This is a genomic window from Streptomyces sp. NPDC050509 (assembly GCF_044457965.1).
Taxonomy (GTDB): domain Bacteria; phylum Actinomycetota; class Actinomycetes; order Streptomycetales; family Streptomycetaceae; genus Streptomyces.
Window position 1 is genome coordinate 492724 of record NZ_JBITHL010000002.1, and the last position, 17786, is coordinate 510509.

At 72.1% G+C, this 17786-nt stretch carries 17 protein-coding genes; 4 read left to right on the forward strand and 13 right to left on the reverse strand.

Annotation, left to right across the window (positions count from 1 at the left end; translation table 11 throughout):
* Nucleotides 1-171: 171 nt before the first annotated feature.
* Nucleotides 172-1293, reverse strand: coding sequence for an aminoglycoside phosphotransferase family protein (locus tag ACIBJC_RS07495; RefSeq protein WP_399289201.1), 1122 nt, complete (start codon nucleotides 1291-1293; stop codon nucleotides 172-174).
* Nucleotides 1294-1525: 232 nt separating this feature from the next.
* On the opposite strand from ACIBJC_RS07495, the gene ACIBJC_RS07500 reads away from it, so the two are divergent.
* Nucleotides 1526-3013 (forward strand): hypothetical protein, encoded by a 1488-nt coding sequence (locus ACIBJC_RS07500; protein ID WP_399289203.1) that lies wholly within the window; start codon nucleotides 1526-1528, stop codon nucleotides 3011-3013.
* A 105-nt stretch (nucleotides 3014-3118) separates the two neighbouring features.
* On the opposite strand, the gene ACIBJC_RS07505 is transcribed toward ACIBJC_RS07500, so the two are convergent.
* From ACIBJC_RS07505 to ACIBJC_RS07525, 5 genes are all read right to left on the reverse strand, one after another.
* Nucleotides 3119-4675, reverse strand: a complete 1557-nt coding sequence (locus ACIBJC_RS07505) for a PP2C family protein-serine/threonine phosphatase (protein ID WP_399289205.1) — start codon at nucleotides 4673-4675, stop codon at nucleotides 3119-3121.
* 177 nt (nucleotides 4676-4852) lie between these two features.
* Nucleotides 4853-5365, reverse strand: a complete 513-nt coding sequence (locus ACIBJC_RS07510; RefSeq protein ID WP_399289207.1) for an SRPBCC family protein — start codon at nucleotides 5363-5365, stop codon at nucleotides 4853-4855.
* 77 nt (nucleotides 5366-5442) lie between these two features.
* Nucleotides 5443-6012: a TetR/AcrR family transcriptional regulator gene (locus ACIBJC_RS07515; protein ID WP_399289209.1), complete on the reverse strand. Its 570-nt coding sequence runs from the start codon at nucleotides 6010-6012 to the stop codon at nucleotides 5443-5445.
* A complete protein-coding gene (locus ACIBJC_RS07520) occupies nucleotides 6009-6371 on the reverse strand; it encodes a DUF1304 domain-containing protein (RefSeq protein WP_329825280.1) in 363 nt (120 codons plus the stop codon). The genes ACIBJC_RS07515 and ACIBJC_RS07520 overlap by 4 nt, the downstream gene beginning before the upstream one ends.
* A 155-nt stretch (nucleotides 6372-6526) precedes the next feature.
* Nucleotides 6527-7381, reverse strand: a complete 855-nt coding sequence (locus ACIBJC_RS07525; protein WP_399289211.1) for an endonuclease I family protein — start codon at nucleotides 7379-7381, stop codon at nucleotides 6527-6529.
* Nucleotides 7382-7862: 481 nt separating this feature from the next.
* Here ACIBJC_RS07525 and ACIBJC_RS07530 point away from each other — a divergent pair, with 481 nt between their 5' ends.
* The gene (locus ACIBJC_RS07530; protein WP_399289213.1) at nucleotides 7863-9068 is read left to right on the forward strand and encodes a family 16 glycosylhydrolase; all 1206 of its coding nucleotides are present in this window, start codon (nucleotides 7863-7865) and stop codon (nucleotides 9066-9068) included.
* Nucleotides 9069-9223: 155 nt separating this feature from the next.
* On the opposite strand, the gene ACIBJC_RS07535 is transcribed toward ACIBJC_RS07530, so the two are convergent.
* The gene (locus tag ACIBJC_RS07535) at nucleotides 9224-9703 is read right to left on the reverse strand and encodes a hypothetical protein (protein ID WP_399289215.1); all 480 of its coding nucleotides are present in this window, start codon (nucleotides 9701-9703) and stop codon (nucleotides 9224-9226) included.
* Nucleotides 9704-10281: 578 nt separating this feature from the next.
* On the opposite strand from ACIBJC_RS07535, the gene ACIBJC_RS07540 reads away from it, so the two are divergent.
* Nucleotides 10282-11055, forward strand: coding sequence for a polysaccharide deacetylase family protein (locus tag ACIBJC_RS07540; RefSeq protein WP_399289217.1), 774 nt, complete (start codon nucleotides 10282-10284; stop codon nucleotides 11053-11055).
* 95 nt (nucleotides 11056-11150) lie between these two features.
* The gene (locus ACIBJC_RS07545; protein ID WP_399289219.1) at nucleotides 11151-11468 is read left to right on the forward strand and encodes a UBP-type zinc finger domain-containing protein; all 318 of its coding nucleotides are present in this window, start codon (nucleotides 11151-11153) and stop codon (nucleotides 11466-11468) included.
* Between the two features lie 65 nt (nucleotides 11469-11533).
* Here ACIBJC_RS07545 and ACIBJC_RS07550 read toward each other — a convergent pair whose 3' ends face one another.
* The 6 genes from ACIBJC_RS07550 to ACIBJC_RS07575 all read right to left on the reverse strand — a co-directional run bounded on the left by ACIBJC_RS07550 (nucleotide 11534) and on the right by ACIBJC_RS07575 (nucleotide 17696).
* A complete protein-coding gene (locus ACIBJC_RS07550) occupies nucleotides 11534-12331 on the reverse strand; it encodes a VOC family protein (protein ID WP_399289221.1) in 798 nt (265 codons plus the stop codon).
* Between the two features lie 186 nt (nucleotides 12332-12517).
* On the reverse strand, nucleotides 12518-13051 hold the full coding sequence (locus tag ACIBJC_RS07555) for a DUF4232 domain-containing protein (protein ID WP_399289223.1): 534 nt from the start codon (nucleotides 13049-13051) through the stop codon (nucleotides 12518-12520).
* 90 nt (nucleotides 13052-13141) lie between these two features.
* Nucleotides 13142-14227 (reverse strand): ABC transporter permease, encoded by a 1086-nt coding sequence (locus ACIBJC_RS07560; protein WP_399289225.1) that lies wholly within the window; start codon nucleotides 14225-14227, stop codon nucleotides 13142-13144.
* A 33-nt stretch (nucleotides 14228-14260) separates the two neighbouring features.
* Nucleotides 14261-15097: a sulfite exporter TauE/SafE family protein gene (locus ACIBJC_RS07565; RefSeq protein WP_399289227.1), complete on the reverse strand. Its 837-nt coding sequence runs from the start codon at nucleotides 15095-15097 to the stop codon at nucleotides 14261-14263.
* 62 nt (nucleotides 15098-15159) lie between these two features.
* Nucleotides 15160-16368, reverse strand: a complete 1209-nt coding sequence (locus ACIBJC_RS07570; protein WP_399289827.1) for an MFS transporter — start codon at nucleotides 16366-16368, stop codon at nucleotides 15160-15162.
* A 155-nt stretch (nucleotides 16369-16523) separates the two neighbouring features.
* Entirely contained in the window at nucleotides 16524-17696 is a 1173-nt protein-coding gene (locus tag ACIBJC_RS07575) for a PLP-dependent cysteine synthase family protein (RefSeq protein WP_399289229.1), read from the reverse strand.
* Between the last annotated feature and the right edge of the window lie 90 nt (nucleotides 17697-17786).

Sequence of the window (17786 nt, forward strand, 5' to 3'; positions counted from 1 at the left end):
GCGGCGCCCCGGCCTGCGACGCGTCAGTGGAATGTACCAATGAATGTATACAGCGGGCGTGAGCGGGGGAGGGCCGGCCGCCGGCCCGCGGTCGCCCCGCGGACCTGGACGACCCCGGGAGCGGCGGGCCGGGAACGGCGGGACCCGGTCGGCGAGTGCCGGCCACCGCGGTCAGCGCGTACCGACCGCGGCCCGCACCGCCCGCCGCGCCATCGCGCAGTCGTCGTGCAGCCGCCGCAGCAACAGCCGCTGCTCCTCACCGGTCGGCGCGCCGCCCTGCTGCGCCGCCGCGGACGCGCCGGGGCCCGCCGGGGGCGCCTCCCGCATCGCGCGCTGCGCCGCCGTCTCGTACATCCGGATCTCCCGGGTCAGTACGAGCATCAGGTTGACGAGGAACGCGTCCCGTGCCACCGGCCCGCTGGCCGCGGCGAGCTGGCTGATCTGACGGCGCGCCACCGGCGCGTCCCCGAGCACCGACCAGAGCGTCGCCAGGTCGTACCCGGGCAGATACCAGCCCGCGTGTTCCCAGTCGACGAGCACCGGACCCGCCGGTGACAGCAGGATGTTGGAGAGCAGTGCGTCACCGTGGCAGAACTGGCGCATGTTCTGCCGGGCGCCCGCCAGGCCGTGCAGCAGCTTCTGGAGGTCGCCCAGATCCCGGTCGGTGAACAGCCCCAGCTCGTGGTAACGGGCGATCCGCGACGCGTAGTCGAGCGGCGCGCCGAACAGATCGGCCTGCGGACGCCAGGTGTTGAGCCGGGCGATCGCGCCGAGCGCGGCCCGCAGGTCCGCACGCGGCGGCGCCTCCGTCGGGTGGCGGGTCAGCGCCGCGGCGCGGCCGGGCATCCGCTCGATGATCAGCGCGCAGTTCTCCGGGTCCGCCGCGATGAGCCGGGGCACCCGGACCGGCGGACGGTTCCGGACGAACGAGCGATATGCCGCTATTTCATGACGGAATCGCTCGGTCCAGACGGGTGAGTGGTCCAGCAGACACTTGGCGACCGCGCTGGTCCGCCCCGTGGTCCCGACGAGCAGGACGGACCGGCCGCTGCGGCGCAGTACCTGAACGGGCTTGAACTCGGGGCAGATCCGGTGAACCGCCGTGATCGCCATGCGCAACCGTGCGCCCTGGGGGCCGGACAAGTCGAGTCTCCCGCTGAGCGTCTGGGTGACCGTCCCCGCCCTCAGCCGGGTCCGCCCCGCGTGGGTGGGGTCGAGATACGGTCCGCTGCCCGGGGTGACCGGACGCCCGGACCGGGACGGGGCGGACACGGAGGACGATGCTGTGTACATGGGCGATACAGATCCCTTCGTGTGCCGACGAGTTACGGCGCCTTCCCGCCCCGGCAGCCGTGAGGCACCCTGGGGAGTACGTCCGGTTGCCGGGCCGGGGTGGCGCGTTCCTACTCGACACCGGCGAACGGGTGGCACACCATCTGGCGCACCCTGGCGAACCCTGGCGAATAGTCGCCAGGTATCTGACTGAGCGTTACTGTCAAGTCAGCCGAGAACCTGGGGGCTTGACGTGAGCGGTGAACCCAACACCCGTCTATCGGATCTGTTCGGCCTGGCCGGCTGGTCCAAGGGCGAACTCGCACGGCTGGTGAACCGGCAGGCGGCGGCCATGGGCCACCCCCAACTGGCCACCGACACCTCGCGGGTGAGGCGCTGGATCGACATGGGGGAGACCCCGCGCGATCCGGTACCGAGAGTGCTGGTCACGCTGTTCACCGAGCGGCTCGGTCGTGTCGTGACCATCGAGGACCTCGGGTTCGTACGGAACGGACGCGCGGGGAAACGACGGGACTCCGGGAACGCGGACAACCCCGACGCCCTGCCCTGGGCGCCCGACCGGACGGCAGCGGTCCTCACCGAATTCACGGGAATGGACCTCATGCTCAACCGTCGCGGCATGGTGGGCGCGGGTGCAGCGCTCACCGCAGGAACCCTACTCACCAGTGCCATGAACGACTGGCTGCACTCCGACCCCGCACCCTCCGCCGGCCCGCCACACGCCGACGATCACCTGAACGCCGAACCCGCCGGGTTCGACCGTTACGAGGCCGCCCCCATCGGGTCCCAGGAGATCGAGGCACTGGAGCGGTCCGTCGAGGTGTTCCGTGCCTGGGACGCCGCCCGTGGCGGCGGACTCCAGCGCAAGGCTGTCGTGGGCCAGCTCAACGAGGTGGGCGGCATGCTCGCCTACCGTCACCCCGACCATCTCCAGCGGCGCCTGTGGGGCGTCGCCGCCAACCTCGCCGTCCTCGCGGGCTGGATGTCCCACGACGTCGGCCTCGAACCCACCGCCCAGAAGTACTTCGTCATCGCCACCCACGCGGCGCGTGAGGGCGGCGACCGTCCCCGGGCCGGTGAGGCGCTGTCCAGGGCGGCCCGTCAGATGGTCCATCTCGGCCGGCCCGACGAGGCCCTCGATCTGATGAAGCTCGCCAAGTCGGGCTCCGGGGAGGAGAATCTGCCCCGTACCCAGGCCATGCTCCGCACGATCGAGGCATGGGCCCAGGCCTCGATGGGACGCGGCCAGGCCATGCGCAGAACCCTCGGCGAGGCGGAGGACCTCTTCGTCTCGGACAAGGGGGACGTGCCGCCGCCCTGCTGGATGCAGATGTTCGACGAGGCGGACCTCCACGGTATGGAGGCGCTGGCCTTCCGTACCCTCGCCGAGCACGACCCGAAGGCGGCGGCCATCGCGCAGGGCCACGCCAAGAAGGCGCTGGAGCTGCGCGGCGGCGGACGGCAGCGGTCCAAGATCTTCGACTACATCTCGCTGGCGTCCGCCTGCTTCATCGCGGACGATCCGGAACAGGCCGACCGCTACGCGCGGCTCGCGCTGGTGTCGATGGGGGAGACCTCCTCGCACCGCACCTGGGACCGGCTGCGGGAGATGTACCGGCTCACCGGCCAGTACGCGGGGTACGAGAAGATCGAGGAGCTGCGCGAGGAGATCAAACTCGTGATGCCGAAGAGGGCCGGACTCGGCAAGGCCGACATCTGAGGACCTGAGCCCCCGGACACTCCCTGATCCTCCACGACCTGACGGCCACGACCCGACGGTCACGGCTCCACGGAAGGAATCCACGAAGGCCGGAACCGGCGCTGCTCAGCGCGTTCTCCCGCCGATCCTGGCGGCCATCACACAGGCGTCGTCCGAGCGTCCGGCCATGCCGAACTCCTCGTCGATCGCCCGTACCCACTCCTGCGCGGTACGGTTCCCCGCCATCCGGGGCGCCAGCGCCAGGAGACGTTCCCGCTGCGTCCCGGTGCCGTCACCGTCGCGGGTCAGCCCGTCGGTGTGCAGCACCAGCACGTCACCGGGGAGCAGCCGGATCTCGGCCTGCTCGTACCCGGCACCCGAGGTCGCGCCGAGCAGCACGCCGTCCGGCGGGGTGAGCGCGCGCCCCGTCCCGTCGCGGAACAGCAGCGGGGCGGGGTGCGCCGCCTGCGCCCAGGAGAGCGCCCCGGTCGCCGGCTGGTAGCGGGCGCAGAGCGCGCTGCCCAGCACGGGCTGTTCCGTGATGTTCAGAAGCTGGTTGAGATGGCCCAGCAGGGCCCCCGGCTCGATGCCCGCCACGGCCATCCCGCGCAGCGCGCCCAGCAGCATCGCCGTGGAGGAGGCCGCCGCGACGCCGTGCCCGGTCAGATCGCCCAGCGTCAGCAGGGTGTCGCCGCCGGGGAGTTCGAGCGCGTCGTACCAGTCCCCGCCGTTCAACGGGTTGGCCTCGGACGGCAGATGGCGCGCGGCCAGCTCCAGCGCGCCCGGGCCGTGCTGCGACAGCCGCAGCGCGCCGCGCCACGACGGGACGACGGCCTCCTGCAACTCGGTCACGAGCCGGTGCTCGGTCTGGGCGATGTGCTGTGCGCGCTGGACCGACCGGCCGCTCTCGCGCACCGCGCGCTCGCTCCTGCGCAGGGCGCTGACATCGCGCAGCACCGCCCACAGGGAGGCGGTGCAGCCGTCGGCGTCCACCACCGGCTCGCCCGTCAGATGCACCGTACGGACCTGGCCGTCGGCTCTGACGACGCGCAGTTCGCCGTCGATGGGCTTCCCGTCGATCAGACAGTCCGTCACCATGCCGGTGAGCAGGGCCTGGTCGTCGGGGAAGACCAGCGAGGGCACCTCGTCCAGCGTCATCGGACCGCGCTCCCGCGCCCGGCCGAGGATCTCGTACATCTCCGCCGACCAGTTCACCTCGTCGGTCAGGAGGTTCCACTCGGCGCTTCCGACCCGGCCCGGCGCCGGGGCCGGGCCCTCCGGCGGGTCCTGATGGAGCCCCGTGCCGGTGGTCGCCGTGCCCATGGCACATGCCGGGGGTGTGCGCCACTGTCCCCGCGGGGGATCGTCCGGGGAGGGACGGCCGTCCGGAGCGGCACCGTCCTCCGCGGGGCAGTTCTCGGTGCGGCCGTCCGCCGGGAGACTCTCCGGCCGGCCGGCCCTGAGCTGGTCCAGATGCACGCCCAGATCTTCCAGTTGGTGCACCGCGAGATCGCAGAGCGCCCGCCGCCAGCGCCGCAGGGCCTCGTCGTCGTCCACCGCGCTGTCCTGGCGCACCGCCGCCATGTCCCCGCGCAGCGCGCGGGTCCTGGCGATGAGCGCGTCCACCGTCTCCCGCTCGACAGGCTGCGGGACGGGGTGGTCCGCGAACAGGGGGGACGGCATCTCGTACTCCGATACGGGCGCGGCACGGCCTGGTCTGGATGGTGGACCGTTATGACTGTTGCACAAGCGCCCCGTGCCCGTAAGGCATTTGGCAACACTCGATCCGGTGGTGCTTCTGGCATATGCCGCAGGCTGGTCGATACCCGTCGCGGCATGCGCGGCGGCGGCCCGGGTCCGTCAACGCGCCGCCGGCGGTTCCTCGACGGCCCGCTTCAGGTTGCGCAGCGTGGTGGCGATGTTGCGCCGCTGGAACGCGGCGAAGGTGTGGCCCCGGGTGGCGATCCGGTCGAAGGTGTTCGCCACGAGGTCGGGCCAGGAGCGCCGGTCGTCCGTCCAGGTCTCGGTGACCCGGGTGCCCTCCGGTACGGCCTCGAAGCGGTACTCCCAGGTGGCGATGGGGCCCCGCAGCCGCGGCGTCCGTACGCCGATGGCGTGGACGCGGAAGGCGAACCGCTCGCCGGGGTCGGCGGCGGTCACCGTGCACCGCGTGGTCCAGCGGGCGGGACCGCGCCTGTTGTGGCCGTCGAAGACCGTTCCGACCCTGGTCTCCCCGTCGCCGCCGCGCACGGTGGCCCCGAGGTTCTCCGGACTCCACCGGCCCATCAGCGCCGGTCTGCTGACCTGGGCGTAGACCGCCGCGGGAGGGGCGGCGACGACGACGGAGCCGGAAACGGTGAGGGTGCGCGGCATGGGAACTCCGATCCTGGACCCCGACAGTAACGCGGACGCCGGATACCGGGCGCCGGGGGCGCCGGGCGCCCGGCGGTTCAGACGACGGGTATCCGGTGCAGGCCCACCAGGACGCGCCAGATCCGGGTGGCGATGGTCTCCGGGGTCTCCTCGATCAGCCCGTGCAGCCAGTCGGCCAGCACCCCGGCGAAGGAGGCGGCCACCGCCGAGGCGATCAGATCGGGCTCGGGCGCCCCGGCCAGGGCGCGTTCGGTACGGCTGCGCTCGCGCAGTTCACGGTGGAGCAGCTCGCCCAGCGGGCCACCGCCCCCCGGCCGCAGCAGCGTCCGGTAGAGCGCGGCGTGCGGCACGAGGCCGGTGAAGAACGTGGTCAGCGCGGGCGGTGGCACCCGCGGATCGGGCGTGCCCCGCCAGGCGTGCAGGGCGTCCACCGCGTCCCGTACCACCTCCGCGCACGCGTCGACCGCCAGCGCCTGGAGATCGGGGTAGTGCAGATAGAACGTGGCCCGGCCCATCCCGGCCCGGCGCGCCAGGGCCGCGACGCCGAGCTCTTCGAGCGGGCCCTCCGCGCACGCGTCGAGCAGCGCCTGCCGCAGCCTGGCCCGGGTCCTGGCCGTACGGGGATCGCCCGCCGGATCCCCGGTCATCCCGCCGCCAGGACGACGGCCAGCGCTATCGCGCCCGGCAGCGCCTGGGCGAGCAGGATGCGCCGGTTCGCGGTGATCCCGCCGTACACCCCGGCGACGACCACACAGCTCAGGAAGAAGATCTGCGCCCGGTACCCGGTGGGGTCGGCGGCGATCAGGCCCCAGACCAGGCCGGCGGCGAGAAAGCCGTTGTACAGGCCCTGGTTGGCGGCGAGGGGCGCCGTCGCGCGTGCCATCTCGGCGTCGAAACCGGAGAGTCCGCGCCCCGGCGCCCGCTCCCAGAGGAACATCTCCAGCACCAGGATGTACGCGTGGAGCGCGGCCACCAGGCCGACCAGGACGTGCGCGGCTGTCTGCATGATCGGGAACTCCCGTGGTGGCGACGACTGTTGGACATGTGTCCAGGAATTATAGACACATGTCCAGCAGCGGGCCGTCCAGCAGCGGGCCGTGCGGCAGTGGTCCGTGCGGCAGTGGTCCGTCCAGCGGTGGGCTCATGCCGGCCGTGCGGCGGTCACCAGATCGACTCGACCCACTCCGGGTGGTCGATGAACGGGTTCCGGTTGTGCTGGTACTGGTTGTATATGACGTCGTTGCGGCGCTTCTCGAAGGTGTCCGGCGGGTCCTCGTCGCTCCACTGCTTCAGCACCGACAGCTTCCCCATCGCGGGGCTGGAGCCGTTGTTGACCTTCTCGTTGGGTTCGAGGTCGGGCCAGGAGTCGTCGCCCTCGTACCGGACGGCCATGTAGAGGAGCATCCGGGCGACATCGCCCTTGACCGCGTCGCGCGGCTCGAAGGAGTCCGAGTCGGTGTAGTTGCCCGGCGCGCCGGAGACGGAGCTGCCGCCGTTGTCGAAGTCCTTGTTCCCGCGGATGGAGTTGACCGTGACATCCTCCGGGCGCAGGTGGTGGATGTCCGTGCCGGGACCGGTCGCCTCGCCGAAGCCGCCGTGGGACTTGGCCCAGACGTGCTCCCGGTTCCAGTTGCCCGTGTTGCCGCCGTTGCTCGACTTCGAGATCGACTTGCCCGTGTACAGCTCGATCACGTTCGAGGGGTTCGCGGGGTCCTGGTCGGTGTTCTTGAGCGCCTCCCAGACCGCCGCGTACGAGATCTTCGACTGGTCCTTGACGATCGTGTGCAGGGCGGACTTGAGCGCGGTGCCGGTCTTGCCGATCGCGCTCTGGTAGTACGTGTCGTCCAGTGCTGCCGTGGCCGCGGTGGACGGCACCGTCGCGGTCGCGGCCGTCGTGGCGGCGCCGGACCGGGACGGGGTGGCCGCCGGTGCGGCGGCGGCCGTGGTGGCGAGTACCGCGGTGGCGGCGCCGAGCGCCAACAGCGCGCGCCGGGTGGGGAGATGGCGACGGGACATGGGGGAGCTGTCCTCTCCGGGGGGCCGTCGCGGCACGCGGCCGACAGGGTGGGGGCGGGTGCCGCGTTGGGCATGAGGAAACGGTTCAGCGGGAGTTTTCCACAGCTCCTGTGCGGGCGTGTGAACGCACCGTGTCAGTCATGTGCAGGTCAAGTTGCCGGATGGATCAATGGGTGCCGACGGTGGGGGAGTTGGCGATCGCGCGGCCCCGTTGCTGCTGGTTCGGCGGGATTTGCCGGGCGGGCGCCGCAGGTCTGCGCGCTTTGGTCCATACCAACTCCTTGACGCCTGCCCGCTCCCTGCTTTAAATCAGTGACGGACAGAACCCCCGGGGTGGCCCTTCCCGTACGCCCGCGCGTGCGCCATTCGGTGGTGATTTGTCATGCTCATGCCCCCACATGAAGTGATGTGATGCCCTGTGCGAATCTCCCTGGCACGCCGAGCGGCGCAGTGCGCGCTCGCTCTTCTCTGCTGTACCGGTGTGCTGACGGCGGTGCCCGCCTCCGCCGCCGCGCCCGACGCCGGCGCGGCCCCCGCCGCCGCGGCGGCCGTGACCTTCAACGACGACTTCAACGGTCCCGCGGGATCGGCGGTCGACGGCGGTAAGTGGCAGATCGAGACCGGCGACAACGTCAACAACCACGAACGGCAGTACTACACGGCGGGCAACAACAACGCCGCCCTCGACGGCCAGGGCAATCTGGTCATCACCGCGCGCAGGGAGAACCCCGGCAACTACCAGTGCTGGTACGGCCGGTGCGAGTACACCTCGGCCCGGCTCAACACCTCGGGGAAGTTCACCTCGACCTACGGGCATGTCGAGGCGCGCATGAAGGTCCCGCGCGGCCAGGGCATGTGGCCCGCCTTCTGGATGCTCGGCAACGACATCGGCAGCGTCGGCTGGCCCAACAGCGGCGAGATCGACGTCATGGAGAATATCGGCTCCGAACCCGGCACCGTCCACGGCACGCTGCACGGCCCCGGCTACTCCGGCTCGGGCGGCATCGGGGCCGGCTACACCCTCCCGGGCGGCCAGGCGTTCGCCGACGCCTTCCACACCTTCGCCGTGGACTGGGCCCCCGACTCCATCACCTGGAGCGTCGACGGCAACGTCTATCAGCGCAGGACCCCCGCCGACCTCGGCGGTCGCGCCTGGGCCTTCAACAAGCCGTTCTTCCTCATCCTGAACCTCGCGGTCGGCGGCTACTGGCCGGGCGACCCCAATGGCAGCACCCCCTTCCCGGGCCAGCTCGTCGTCGACTACGTGCGCGTGACCACGGGCGACAGCGGACCCGGCGGTTCGACGGGCACCATCACCGGGCTGGGCGGCATGTGCGTCGACGTGGCCGGGGCGAGCACGGCGAACGGCACGCCCATCCAGCTCCACAACTGCAACGGCGCCGCCGCTCAGCGGTGGACCGTCGGCTCGGACGGTACGATCCGGGCCCTCGGCAAGTGTCTGACGGTGAAGGACAACAGCACCGCCGACGGCGCGCAGTTGCAGCTCTGGGACTGCAACGGCGGTGGGAACCAGCGCTGGGGGATCTCCGGCGCGCAGGACATCGTGAACGTCCAGGCCGACAAATGCATGGACGCCACCGGCAACAGCTCGGCCGACGGCACCCGGCTCCAGATCTGGACGTGCGCGGGCACCCCGAACCAGAAGTGGACCGTCAACCGCTCCTGAGCTCCACAGCCAAGAGGGCCCGGCGGCCCGCCTGAAGAGGCGGGCCGCCGGGCCCTCTCGCGTCCGCCCGGAACCGTACGGACCGCCCGGTTCCATGAGGGCCGGGACCGGTTCCGTGGGAGCGGGGGGCCGGTTCGGGTTGAGGGGCGCTCGGGTCAGGAGGCCGGCTCCACCTCCAGGAAGCGGCGGCGCCGCGGGCCCCGGTAGAGCAGGGCCTCCCAGCCCAGCGGCGTCAGCGCGGCGGCGCACTCCGTCAGGGCGCGTTCCTCCTGTCGCGCGGCCCCGCCGCCGTGCGGACCGAGCCACTCCACCCGTACGGTGCCCTCCCGCTCGCCGGGCGTCACGCGGTACCCCGTGGCGGTCCGCTCGCCGGAGGCGTCCACGGCCGACGCGGTGAAGGGGGCCGCCTCCAGCGCGAGCGCGACCGCCCGGACCGGGCGGCTCCGTTCCCAGGGCGCGGGGGTGGCCGCGGGGTCGCCGGGCCCGGTGTGGGTCAGGCGCCTGATCTGGAGCAGCCCCTCGAACGCGGTCCGCACCTCGGCCGCCCGCTCCTGGGGTGCCGTGGTGACCGGTGGGCCGTCGCCCGTGGCCACCTCGAACCCGCCCGGCCGTTCCGCTCCGCCGTCGACCGTCATCGCCGCTGCCCCGCCGTTCCTCGCGTCGCGTCCGTGGTCCGCCCCGGCTCCCGGGGGACCGTCCGCCCGATGTTCTCAGCCGGACGGGTCCGTGCGGGAGGCGCGCCGCCCCGGCGGACGCGGGCGGGCATGACGAGACCCCGACCGGACGGGGGGACGCCGGTCGGGGTCGTTCGAGGAAGGGTGCGGATGGCGGTCGCCTCGCGGCGGTGGGCTCCATGGGGCTTCAGCCGAACGATCTTCCCCACAGGCTGTTCTCAGGTGGGCCCGGGGACTCAGTTCCACCCACACCCTCACACCCTTCAACGGCGGGCCCGCACGGAATGTTCCCCCGGGCCTCTTCCCCGGAGGTGAAGGGGCCTCCGGGCCTCGCGCCAGGCTCCGCGCCAGGCCTCACGCCGGCCCCGTACGCCACTATGCACCGCGTGTATACGCCGTATGTATAGTGCGAGGCGGTTCATTCGCCACCACCGGTGCCCCTCGGGTGCGCCGGCTCTCCGCCGTGCCGTGAGCGGGCCCGGTGCTGCCCGCGCACGCCCGGTCATGGGGTCGGCCCGCCCCGAGAAAGAGGATTTGTCATGTCTTGGTACACATCGGTGTTCGGGAAGCGTGCCTGTGCCGCCGTCGTGACGGCCACGTCACTGACGCTGATGCTGGGCGGCTGCACGTCGTACGACCGCTACTCCGCCGAGGACGCCAGGAAGGACGCGAAGGAGGGGGCGGCCCTGACGCCGGGCGCCGTCGACTGTGCGAAGGCCCGCTGCATAGCCCTGACCTTCGACGCGGGCCCCTCGGCGTACACACCCCAACTGCTGGACACCCTCAAGAAGGAGAAGGTCCACGCGACGTTCTTCCTGCTCGGCAGGGACCATGTCGTCGAACACCCCGATCTCGTGCGCAGGATCGCGGACGAGGGCCACGAGGTCGCCAACCACACCTGGTCGCACAAGATCCTCACGGAGCTGGACGCCGACGGTGTACGCGAGGAACTCACCCGTACCCAGGAAGCCGTCGAGAAGATCACCGGCCACCGCCCCACACTGATGCGCCCGCCGCAGGGGCGGACCGACGACCGGGTCTCCGAGGTGAGCCGCGAGCTCGGACTCGCGCAGATCATGTGGAGCGCCACCGCCAAGGACTACTCCACGAACGACTCCGCGCTCATCGAGAAGCGCATCCTCGACCAGGCGGACAAGGACGGCATCATCCTGCTGCACGACATCTACCGGGGCACCGTGCCCGCCGTTCCCGGCATCATCGAGACGCTGAAGGAGCGCGGCTACACCTTCGTCACGGTCCCCGAGCTGCTGGCCCCCGGTGTCGCCGAGCCCGGCAAGGTCTACAAGCCCTGACGGGACCCGCTCTGCTGGCGGGGGCGGGGGACCGGCCGTACGGTGAAAAAAGTAAGGGATCTCCAGGAGACCTGTGCGGTCGGACAGGCGGCGTGATGGCGAACAGTGAAGCGGGTTCCGGCAGCCTGATCTGCGGCCATCTCGCGGACGTCGAGGAGGTGACCCCGGACAGCGAGGACAGCTGCCCGGAGTGTGTCGCCCTCGGGGACGTGTGGGTGCATCTGCGGGAGTGCCAGACCTGCGGTCACATCGGCTGCTGCGACTCCTCCAAGAACAAGCACGCCACCGCCCACTACACCGCGTCGGGACATCCGCTCATCCGTTCGTACGAACCCGGCGAGGGCTGGTGGTGGTGTTACGAGGACGAGGTTGTCTTCGAGGTCGAGGGAGTGGGTCCGGAGCGCCCGGCCTGACAGGAACGTCCGCCGACTCTCACCCTCAGGTCCAGGGTGAGAGTCGGCGGACGTGCCCTCTCCGGTCAGCCCGAGGTGACGGTGAAGAGCGCGCCGTCCGGATCGCGCAGTGTCGCCTCCCGCAGTGAGGTCTCCCGTAGTGAGGTCTCCCGCAGGTCCGGCGCCACGTTCCCGGGCGCGACCAGCGCGCCCCCGCCGTTCAGGGCCGCCGCGACGGACCCGGACACCTCGGGAACCCGGAAGTAGACATGCCAGCGCGGCCGCATCAGCGGATCCGGTGTGGCCTGTACGGCGCCACCGCGGATCTTGGCGACGATCTGCCCGTCCTGGCGCAGCACCGCGTGGTCCTCCTCGTGGACGAGTGTGAAGCCGTCCTCCTTCTCCGGCGCCCAGCCGAGGACCTGACCGTAGAAACGGGCGGCGTCCAGGGTGTCGCGCGTCCGCAGCTCCAGCCAGGCGGGCGCACTGCCCCGGCCCACCGTCCAGTCGGAGCGCACCGCGCCCTCCCAGATCCCGAAGGCCGCGCCGTCGGGATCCGTCGCGAGCGCCGCGCGGCCGGAGTGGAAGGCCAGCGGCCCCACCGCGACTGTGGCGCCGCGCTCCCTGATCCTGGCCGCCGCCTCGTCCACGTCGCTCACCGCGAAGTACGGCGTCCATGACACGGCGACCTGGAGCGACGAGGCGAGCGCGCCGATACCCGCGACGGCCATCCCGTCCGAGAGCGCGACGGTGAAGTCCTCGCCCAGCCCCGCGGGCCGGTACGTCCAGCCCAGCACGTCACCGTAGAACGTCTGAGCGGCGGGCAGTTCCCGCGCGAGCAGACTCACCCAGCATGGAGCGCCGGCCACCGTCTGTGAGTCCATTTTGTCCCGCTCCACACCGCTCACTCCGCCCTCGTCAGACACGTCTTGCTCATACGTATTGCCGCTGTTCGGTGTCTCTACTCTGCCAGGCCGCGCGCAACTTGAACGCCGCGCGCGGCCCCAACCGGGAGCAGGCGTACGAGGTCAGGCCGGTGACGTCAGGCGTGTGACGTCAGTCATGTGATGTCAACGGGTGGCGGCGGCGAGGGCCGTGTCGGCCTTCGCCGCGGTTGACTGCCACAGCGTGGTGACCGGCTCCCAGACCCGGACGGTGCCGGAGGTGCCCACGGAGGCCGCGTCGAAGCGCGTGCCGTGGTGCGAGGGATCGCCCGCGACGGTGAGGAACGTGACGGTGCGCGACTCCTCGGCGGCCGGGTCGAGCGTCCGCACCGCGGCGAACGCGGAGCCACCGGCGGCCAGTCGGTACGGGGCGCTCGACGCCGGCGGCACGGGCTGCGCGGCGCCGTCCAGGTCCCCCAAGGTGACGGTGGGGATCCGGTCGACGGTGCAGGCGGCGCCGCCCTTGTTGGTGACGCTGATCCGGACCACGTGCGGGGTGGCGCCCTTGGCCGCGGTCACCGCGACGGCGCCCTCGCGGCAGACGGCGACGGCCGCCGGGGACGCGGCGGGCGCGGCGACGGCGGCCGAGGCGCCGGTGGCGACCGGGAGCAGGACGAGAGCGGTGGCCGCCGGGGCGACGAGGGCAGGACGGATACGCATGGTGTGTTTCCCCGTTTCGGTCGGTCTGTGGGTCTGTGGATCTGTAGACACCTGAACGGCCACGGTGGTTGTGCCGGTCACCGATGTCCGTCACAGAGCCTCCGCGGTCCTGCCGCCCGGATGGCGGTGGCGCCAGAACCAGAACACACCGGTCGAGACGAGCGCCCAGCCGGCCAGCACGGCGAACGGGAAGACGTGCTGCGCGTCCCCGAAGTACACCGCCGTGTGCTGGGCGTTGACGGAGGCGCCCGGCGGCAGCCAGCGCCCGATCTGCCCCAGCGCCGACGGCAGCAGCGGCCAGGACACCGCCCCGCCGGAGGACGGGTTGCCCAGCAGCACCATCAGCCCCCAGGTCGGCAGCATCGCCCACCGCCCCATCAGGGTGTTGAACATGGTGAACACCATCCCGGACGTGAACATGGTGAACGCCAGGATCAGCCACGACTCGACGAACGGCAGATGGAGCGCGCCCAGCCACCAGTCCACCACCGAGGCGATGGCGAAGGCGCCGAGCAGCGCGTACATCACGGTGAAGGCGATGCGTTCGCCCGGGTTGAGCCCCCGTGCGTGGACGCTCAGTTGGATGGCGCCGACAAAACCGATGATCACGGCGGCGAGCGAGATGTAGAAGAGCGCGAGCCCGCGCGGATCCCCCTTCTGGAGCGGCTTGACGTCACTGATCCGTACGGGCACACGGACGGCGCGGCCCACCGCGGGCGCCGTCTCGGCGAGCACCTGCGCCACGGACGCCCCGGCGGCGCCGGCCACGGCGAAGTCGACGCCGGTGCCCCGGAACGTCAGGACCGCGAACACCTCCTGCTGCTCCACCCCGTGGCGGGCGGCGGCGTCCGTGGGATAGGGGTGGAGTTCGAGCGACGCGTTGAGCGCCTTCTCCATGCCGTCCACGAAGGCGCGGGCGTGCGCCGTGTCGGTGGGACCCACCACGGCGGCGGGGATACGGCGCGGTGTCGGGTTCGCCATGTTGTACGTGTACGAGCCCGCGAAGAGGCCGGCCGCCGCCGCGAGGATGAACATCAGCACGACGGCGGGGAGGAAGGGGGACGCGGTGAAGGCGCTCCAGCGCTCCGCCGCCGTCCTCCCGCGCCGGGGCGCGTGGTCGGGATGGGGATCGGGGTCGGGATCGGGGTCGGGGTCGGGGTCGTGATCCACGTCCATGAAAGCACCGTAAACCACGTATATCGGTTGGGCTCAGCGCAGCAGAAGCTGAAGGCCCCCGAGAATCGTCGCCCCGATCACCAGCCGCTCGAAGAGCCGTTGGTCGATCCGGTCCACACAGGCCTTGCCTATGAGGGCGCCCGGTATGACGAACAGTACGAGCGCGGCGTCCAGCAGCAGCGACGGCCCGTCGACCAGCCCGAGCCCCACACTGAAGGGCAGCTTGGACACGTTGACGATCAGGAAGAACCAGGCGGAGGTGCCGAGGAAGCCGAGCTTCTGGAAGCCCGCCGAGAGCAGATAGAGCGACATGACGGGGCCGCCCGCGTTGGCGACCATCGTGGTGAAGCCGCCGAGCACACCGTACGAACGCGCCTTGATGCGTCCGGTGGGAGCCCCGGACGCATCACCCCCCGCGCCGCCGCCGTCCGTACCTTCGCCGTCCGTACCGTCGGCGCCTGCCGCCTCGGCCTTCGCCGCCTCGGCCTCCGACTCCGCCTTCTTCCGTGTGGCGCGCCGCCGCCACACCGTGACCCCGGCCATCAGCAGCAGGATCGCGCCGATCGAGGTGCGGACGGCGGCGTCGTCGGCCCAGACCAGGAAGAGCGTGCCCAGGACGACCCCCGTGGCGACCGCGGGGAACAGCCGCCACAGCGTCGGCCAGTGGGCGTGCCGCCGGTAGGTGAGCACCGCGATCACATCGCCGGCGATCAGAATGGGCAGCAGCACACCTGTCGATTCGCGCGCGGGCAGCACGGCGGCGAACACGGCCAGACTGACCGTGTTCGCGCCGCTCACCGCTGTCTTCGAGAAGCCGACGAGTGTCGCCGCCGCGGCCAGCGCGGCCAGTCCCCACCAAGAGATGTCCATTGCGGCAGCGATGCTATGCCCCGGGCTTCACGGACCGTCGGGCGGGGACGGCGACGGACCGGTCAGACGGGGACCGGCCCCCGGGCCGGCCGCTCCAGCCGGCCGCCCCGCACCAGCGCGCCCACCGCCGTGGCGCAGCCCAGCCCCGTGACGGTCAGCACGGACCAGGGCAGCCAGCGGGCACCCTGGCGCTCCGCGAGATCCCACAGCGCGCCGGTGGCGAGGTTGCCCAGGGTGATGCCCAGGCCGGAGACGGTGTGGTAGAGGCCGTAGTGCGTGGCGACCAGCCGGTCGCCGGAGAGCGCGACCACCGTGTCCATCTCGAACGGGTAGACCACCGCGCTCCCGACGGCCAGCGCGACGACCGCCGCCACCAGCGCGGCGACCAGCCCCCACCGCGCCGGGCGCCCGTCCCCGGCGGGGACCAGCGTCAGCGGCAGGAACGCCAGTCCCATGACAGTCAGCCCCCGCACCAGCGCCCCGTGCGGGCTCCAGCGCCGCGTGGCCCACTCGGTGAGCCGGAGCTGCCCCGCCACCGTCACCACGGCCGAGATCACGAACAGCGCGCCGGTGGCCTTCCCCGCGGCGGGGCCGAGCGCGTCGGACGCCGCCAGCGGCAGCGCCAGATAGACCTGGAACGTCAGCACGTAGGAGCCGATCATGGCGACCGAGAACAGCAGGAACGGCCGGTTGGCCAGCACCTCGCGCCACGGTGCCGTCAACCCCGTGCGCCCGTCCGCGTCCCTCCCGCCGCCCCGGGCCGGCAGCGCGCGCCACTGGAGCGCTGTCAGCACGGCGAAGATCACCGCGGCGACCGCGCACACCAGCCGGAAGTCCGCGGCGAGCAGCAGCAGACCGACCGGTGGGCCCAGCACCATGCCCGCCTGGTAGTAGACGTTGAAGGTCGCGAAGGCGGCGACCCGCCGGTCACCCGCCTCCGCCGCGAGATAGGCGCGCACCGCCGGGTTGAAGAGCGCCCCCGCGAACCCGGTCGCCGCCGACGCCACGATCAGCGCCGGCAGATGGTCCGCCCAGCCCAGCAGCGCGAAGCCCGCCGTACGCAGCAGACAGCCGGCCATGATCGGCGCCTTGTAGCCGAACCGGTCGGCGAGCGTGCCGCCGACGAGGAACATGCCCTGCTGGGAGAGGTTGCGCACGCCGAGCACCAGACCGACCGCCCACGCGGCCAGCCCGAGCCCACCGGCGAGATGCGCGGCGAGATAGGGCATGAGCATGTAGAAGGCCAGGTTGATGGCGAACTGGTTGGCCATCAGCAGCCGCGCCGCGGGGGAGAAGGAGAGCGTGCCCGCCCACAATCCCGCGACCGGGTTCCGCCCCGCCGTCGTCGTACGGGCGCCACCCGACCGTGTTTTCGGCGTCTCCCGCGTCTCCCGCGTCTTCGGTGTCTTCGGTGTACTGCGCTCCCTCATCGGGCGTCCTCCGTCGTACCGGTCAGGCCGTCCGTGCCCGTGTTCCGGGTACGGGCGGGCTCCGCCAGCGGATCCACCACCGTCGTGCACCGCGTCCACCGGGTGACCGTCCGCGCGCCCGGATGCGCGATCTCCTGCGGCTCCTCGGCGGGGCGCGCCCCCAGCAGCCCGTGCTCACGGCAGTACGCGTCGTCGAACACCGTCCCGACGTAGCGCTGCGGACCGTCGGGGAACACCGCCACGATCCGCTCCTCCACCGGCCCCACCCGCGCCAGCCAGCGCGCGACCAGGGCCACCGCCCCCACGCTCCACCCGCCGGTGGCATAGCGGGCCCGCGCCAGCAGCCGCGCCGCCCCGACCGCCTCGGGGGCGGCCACCCAGTGCACCTCGTCGAAGAGGCCGTACGCCACGTTGCGCGGATGGATGCTGCTGCCGAGTCCCCGCATCAGCCGGGGCGCCGCCGGCTGGCCGAAGATGGTCGACCCGGTGGAGTCGACGCCCACCACCCGCAGGGCGGGGAGGCGGTCGCGCAGCACGGACGCGATCCCGGCGGAGTGCCCGCCCGTGCCCACACTGACGACGAGCGTGTCGATGTGTCCGAGCTGGGCCGTCAGCTCCTGGGCGAGCGGCCGGTACGCGGCCACGTTGTCCGGGTTGTGGTACTGGTCCGGACACCAGGCGTCGCGGTGCGCGGCGAGAAGTTCGGCCACCCGCAGCCGGCGGGCCTCCTGCCAGCCGCCCACCGGGTGCGGTGTCCGTACCAGCTCGATGTCGGCGCCGTACGCGGTCAGCAGACCGGTCATCAGCGGCTCCATGCCCGGGTCGGTGACCACGGTGACGGGATGGCCGAAGACCACCCCGGCCAGCGCCAGCCCCAGACCCAGCGTGCCCGAGGTGGACTCCACGATCCGCGCGCCGGGGCGCAGTGTGCCGCGCTCCCGGGCGCGCGCCACCATGTACAGCGCCGTACGGTCCTTGATCCCGCCGGGGTTGTGGCCCTCCAGCTTGGCCCAGAAGCCCCGTCCTGCGGCCGTGAACGGCGCGCCCACCCAGAGGATCGGGGTGTCGCCGACGAGTCCCGCCGGACTCCGCACGGGCGGCGCGGACGGGCAGGGGGGATGGCCGGGGAGGGGGTGTGCGGTGATGACGGGTGCGTCGAGTGGATTCATGTGCGCGCTCTCCTGCGGCCGGACGCGCGCGGCGCCCGGTCCTGGTGATGGTTCACGGAACGGTCGGTGAGCCGTCGGGGCCGTGGACGG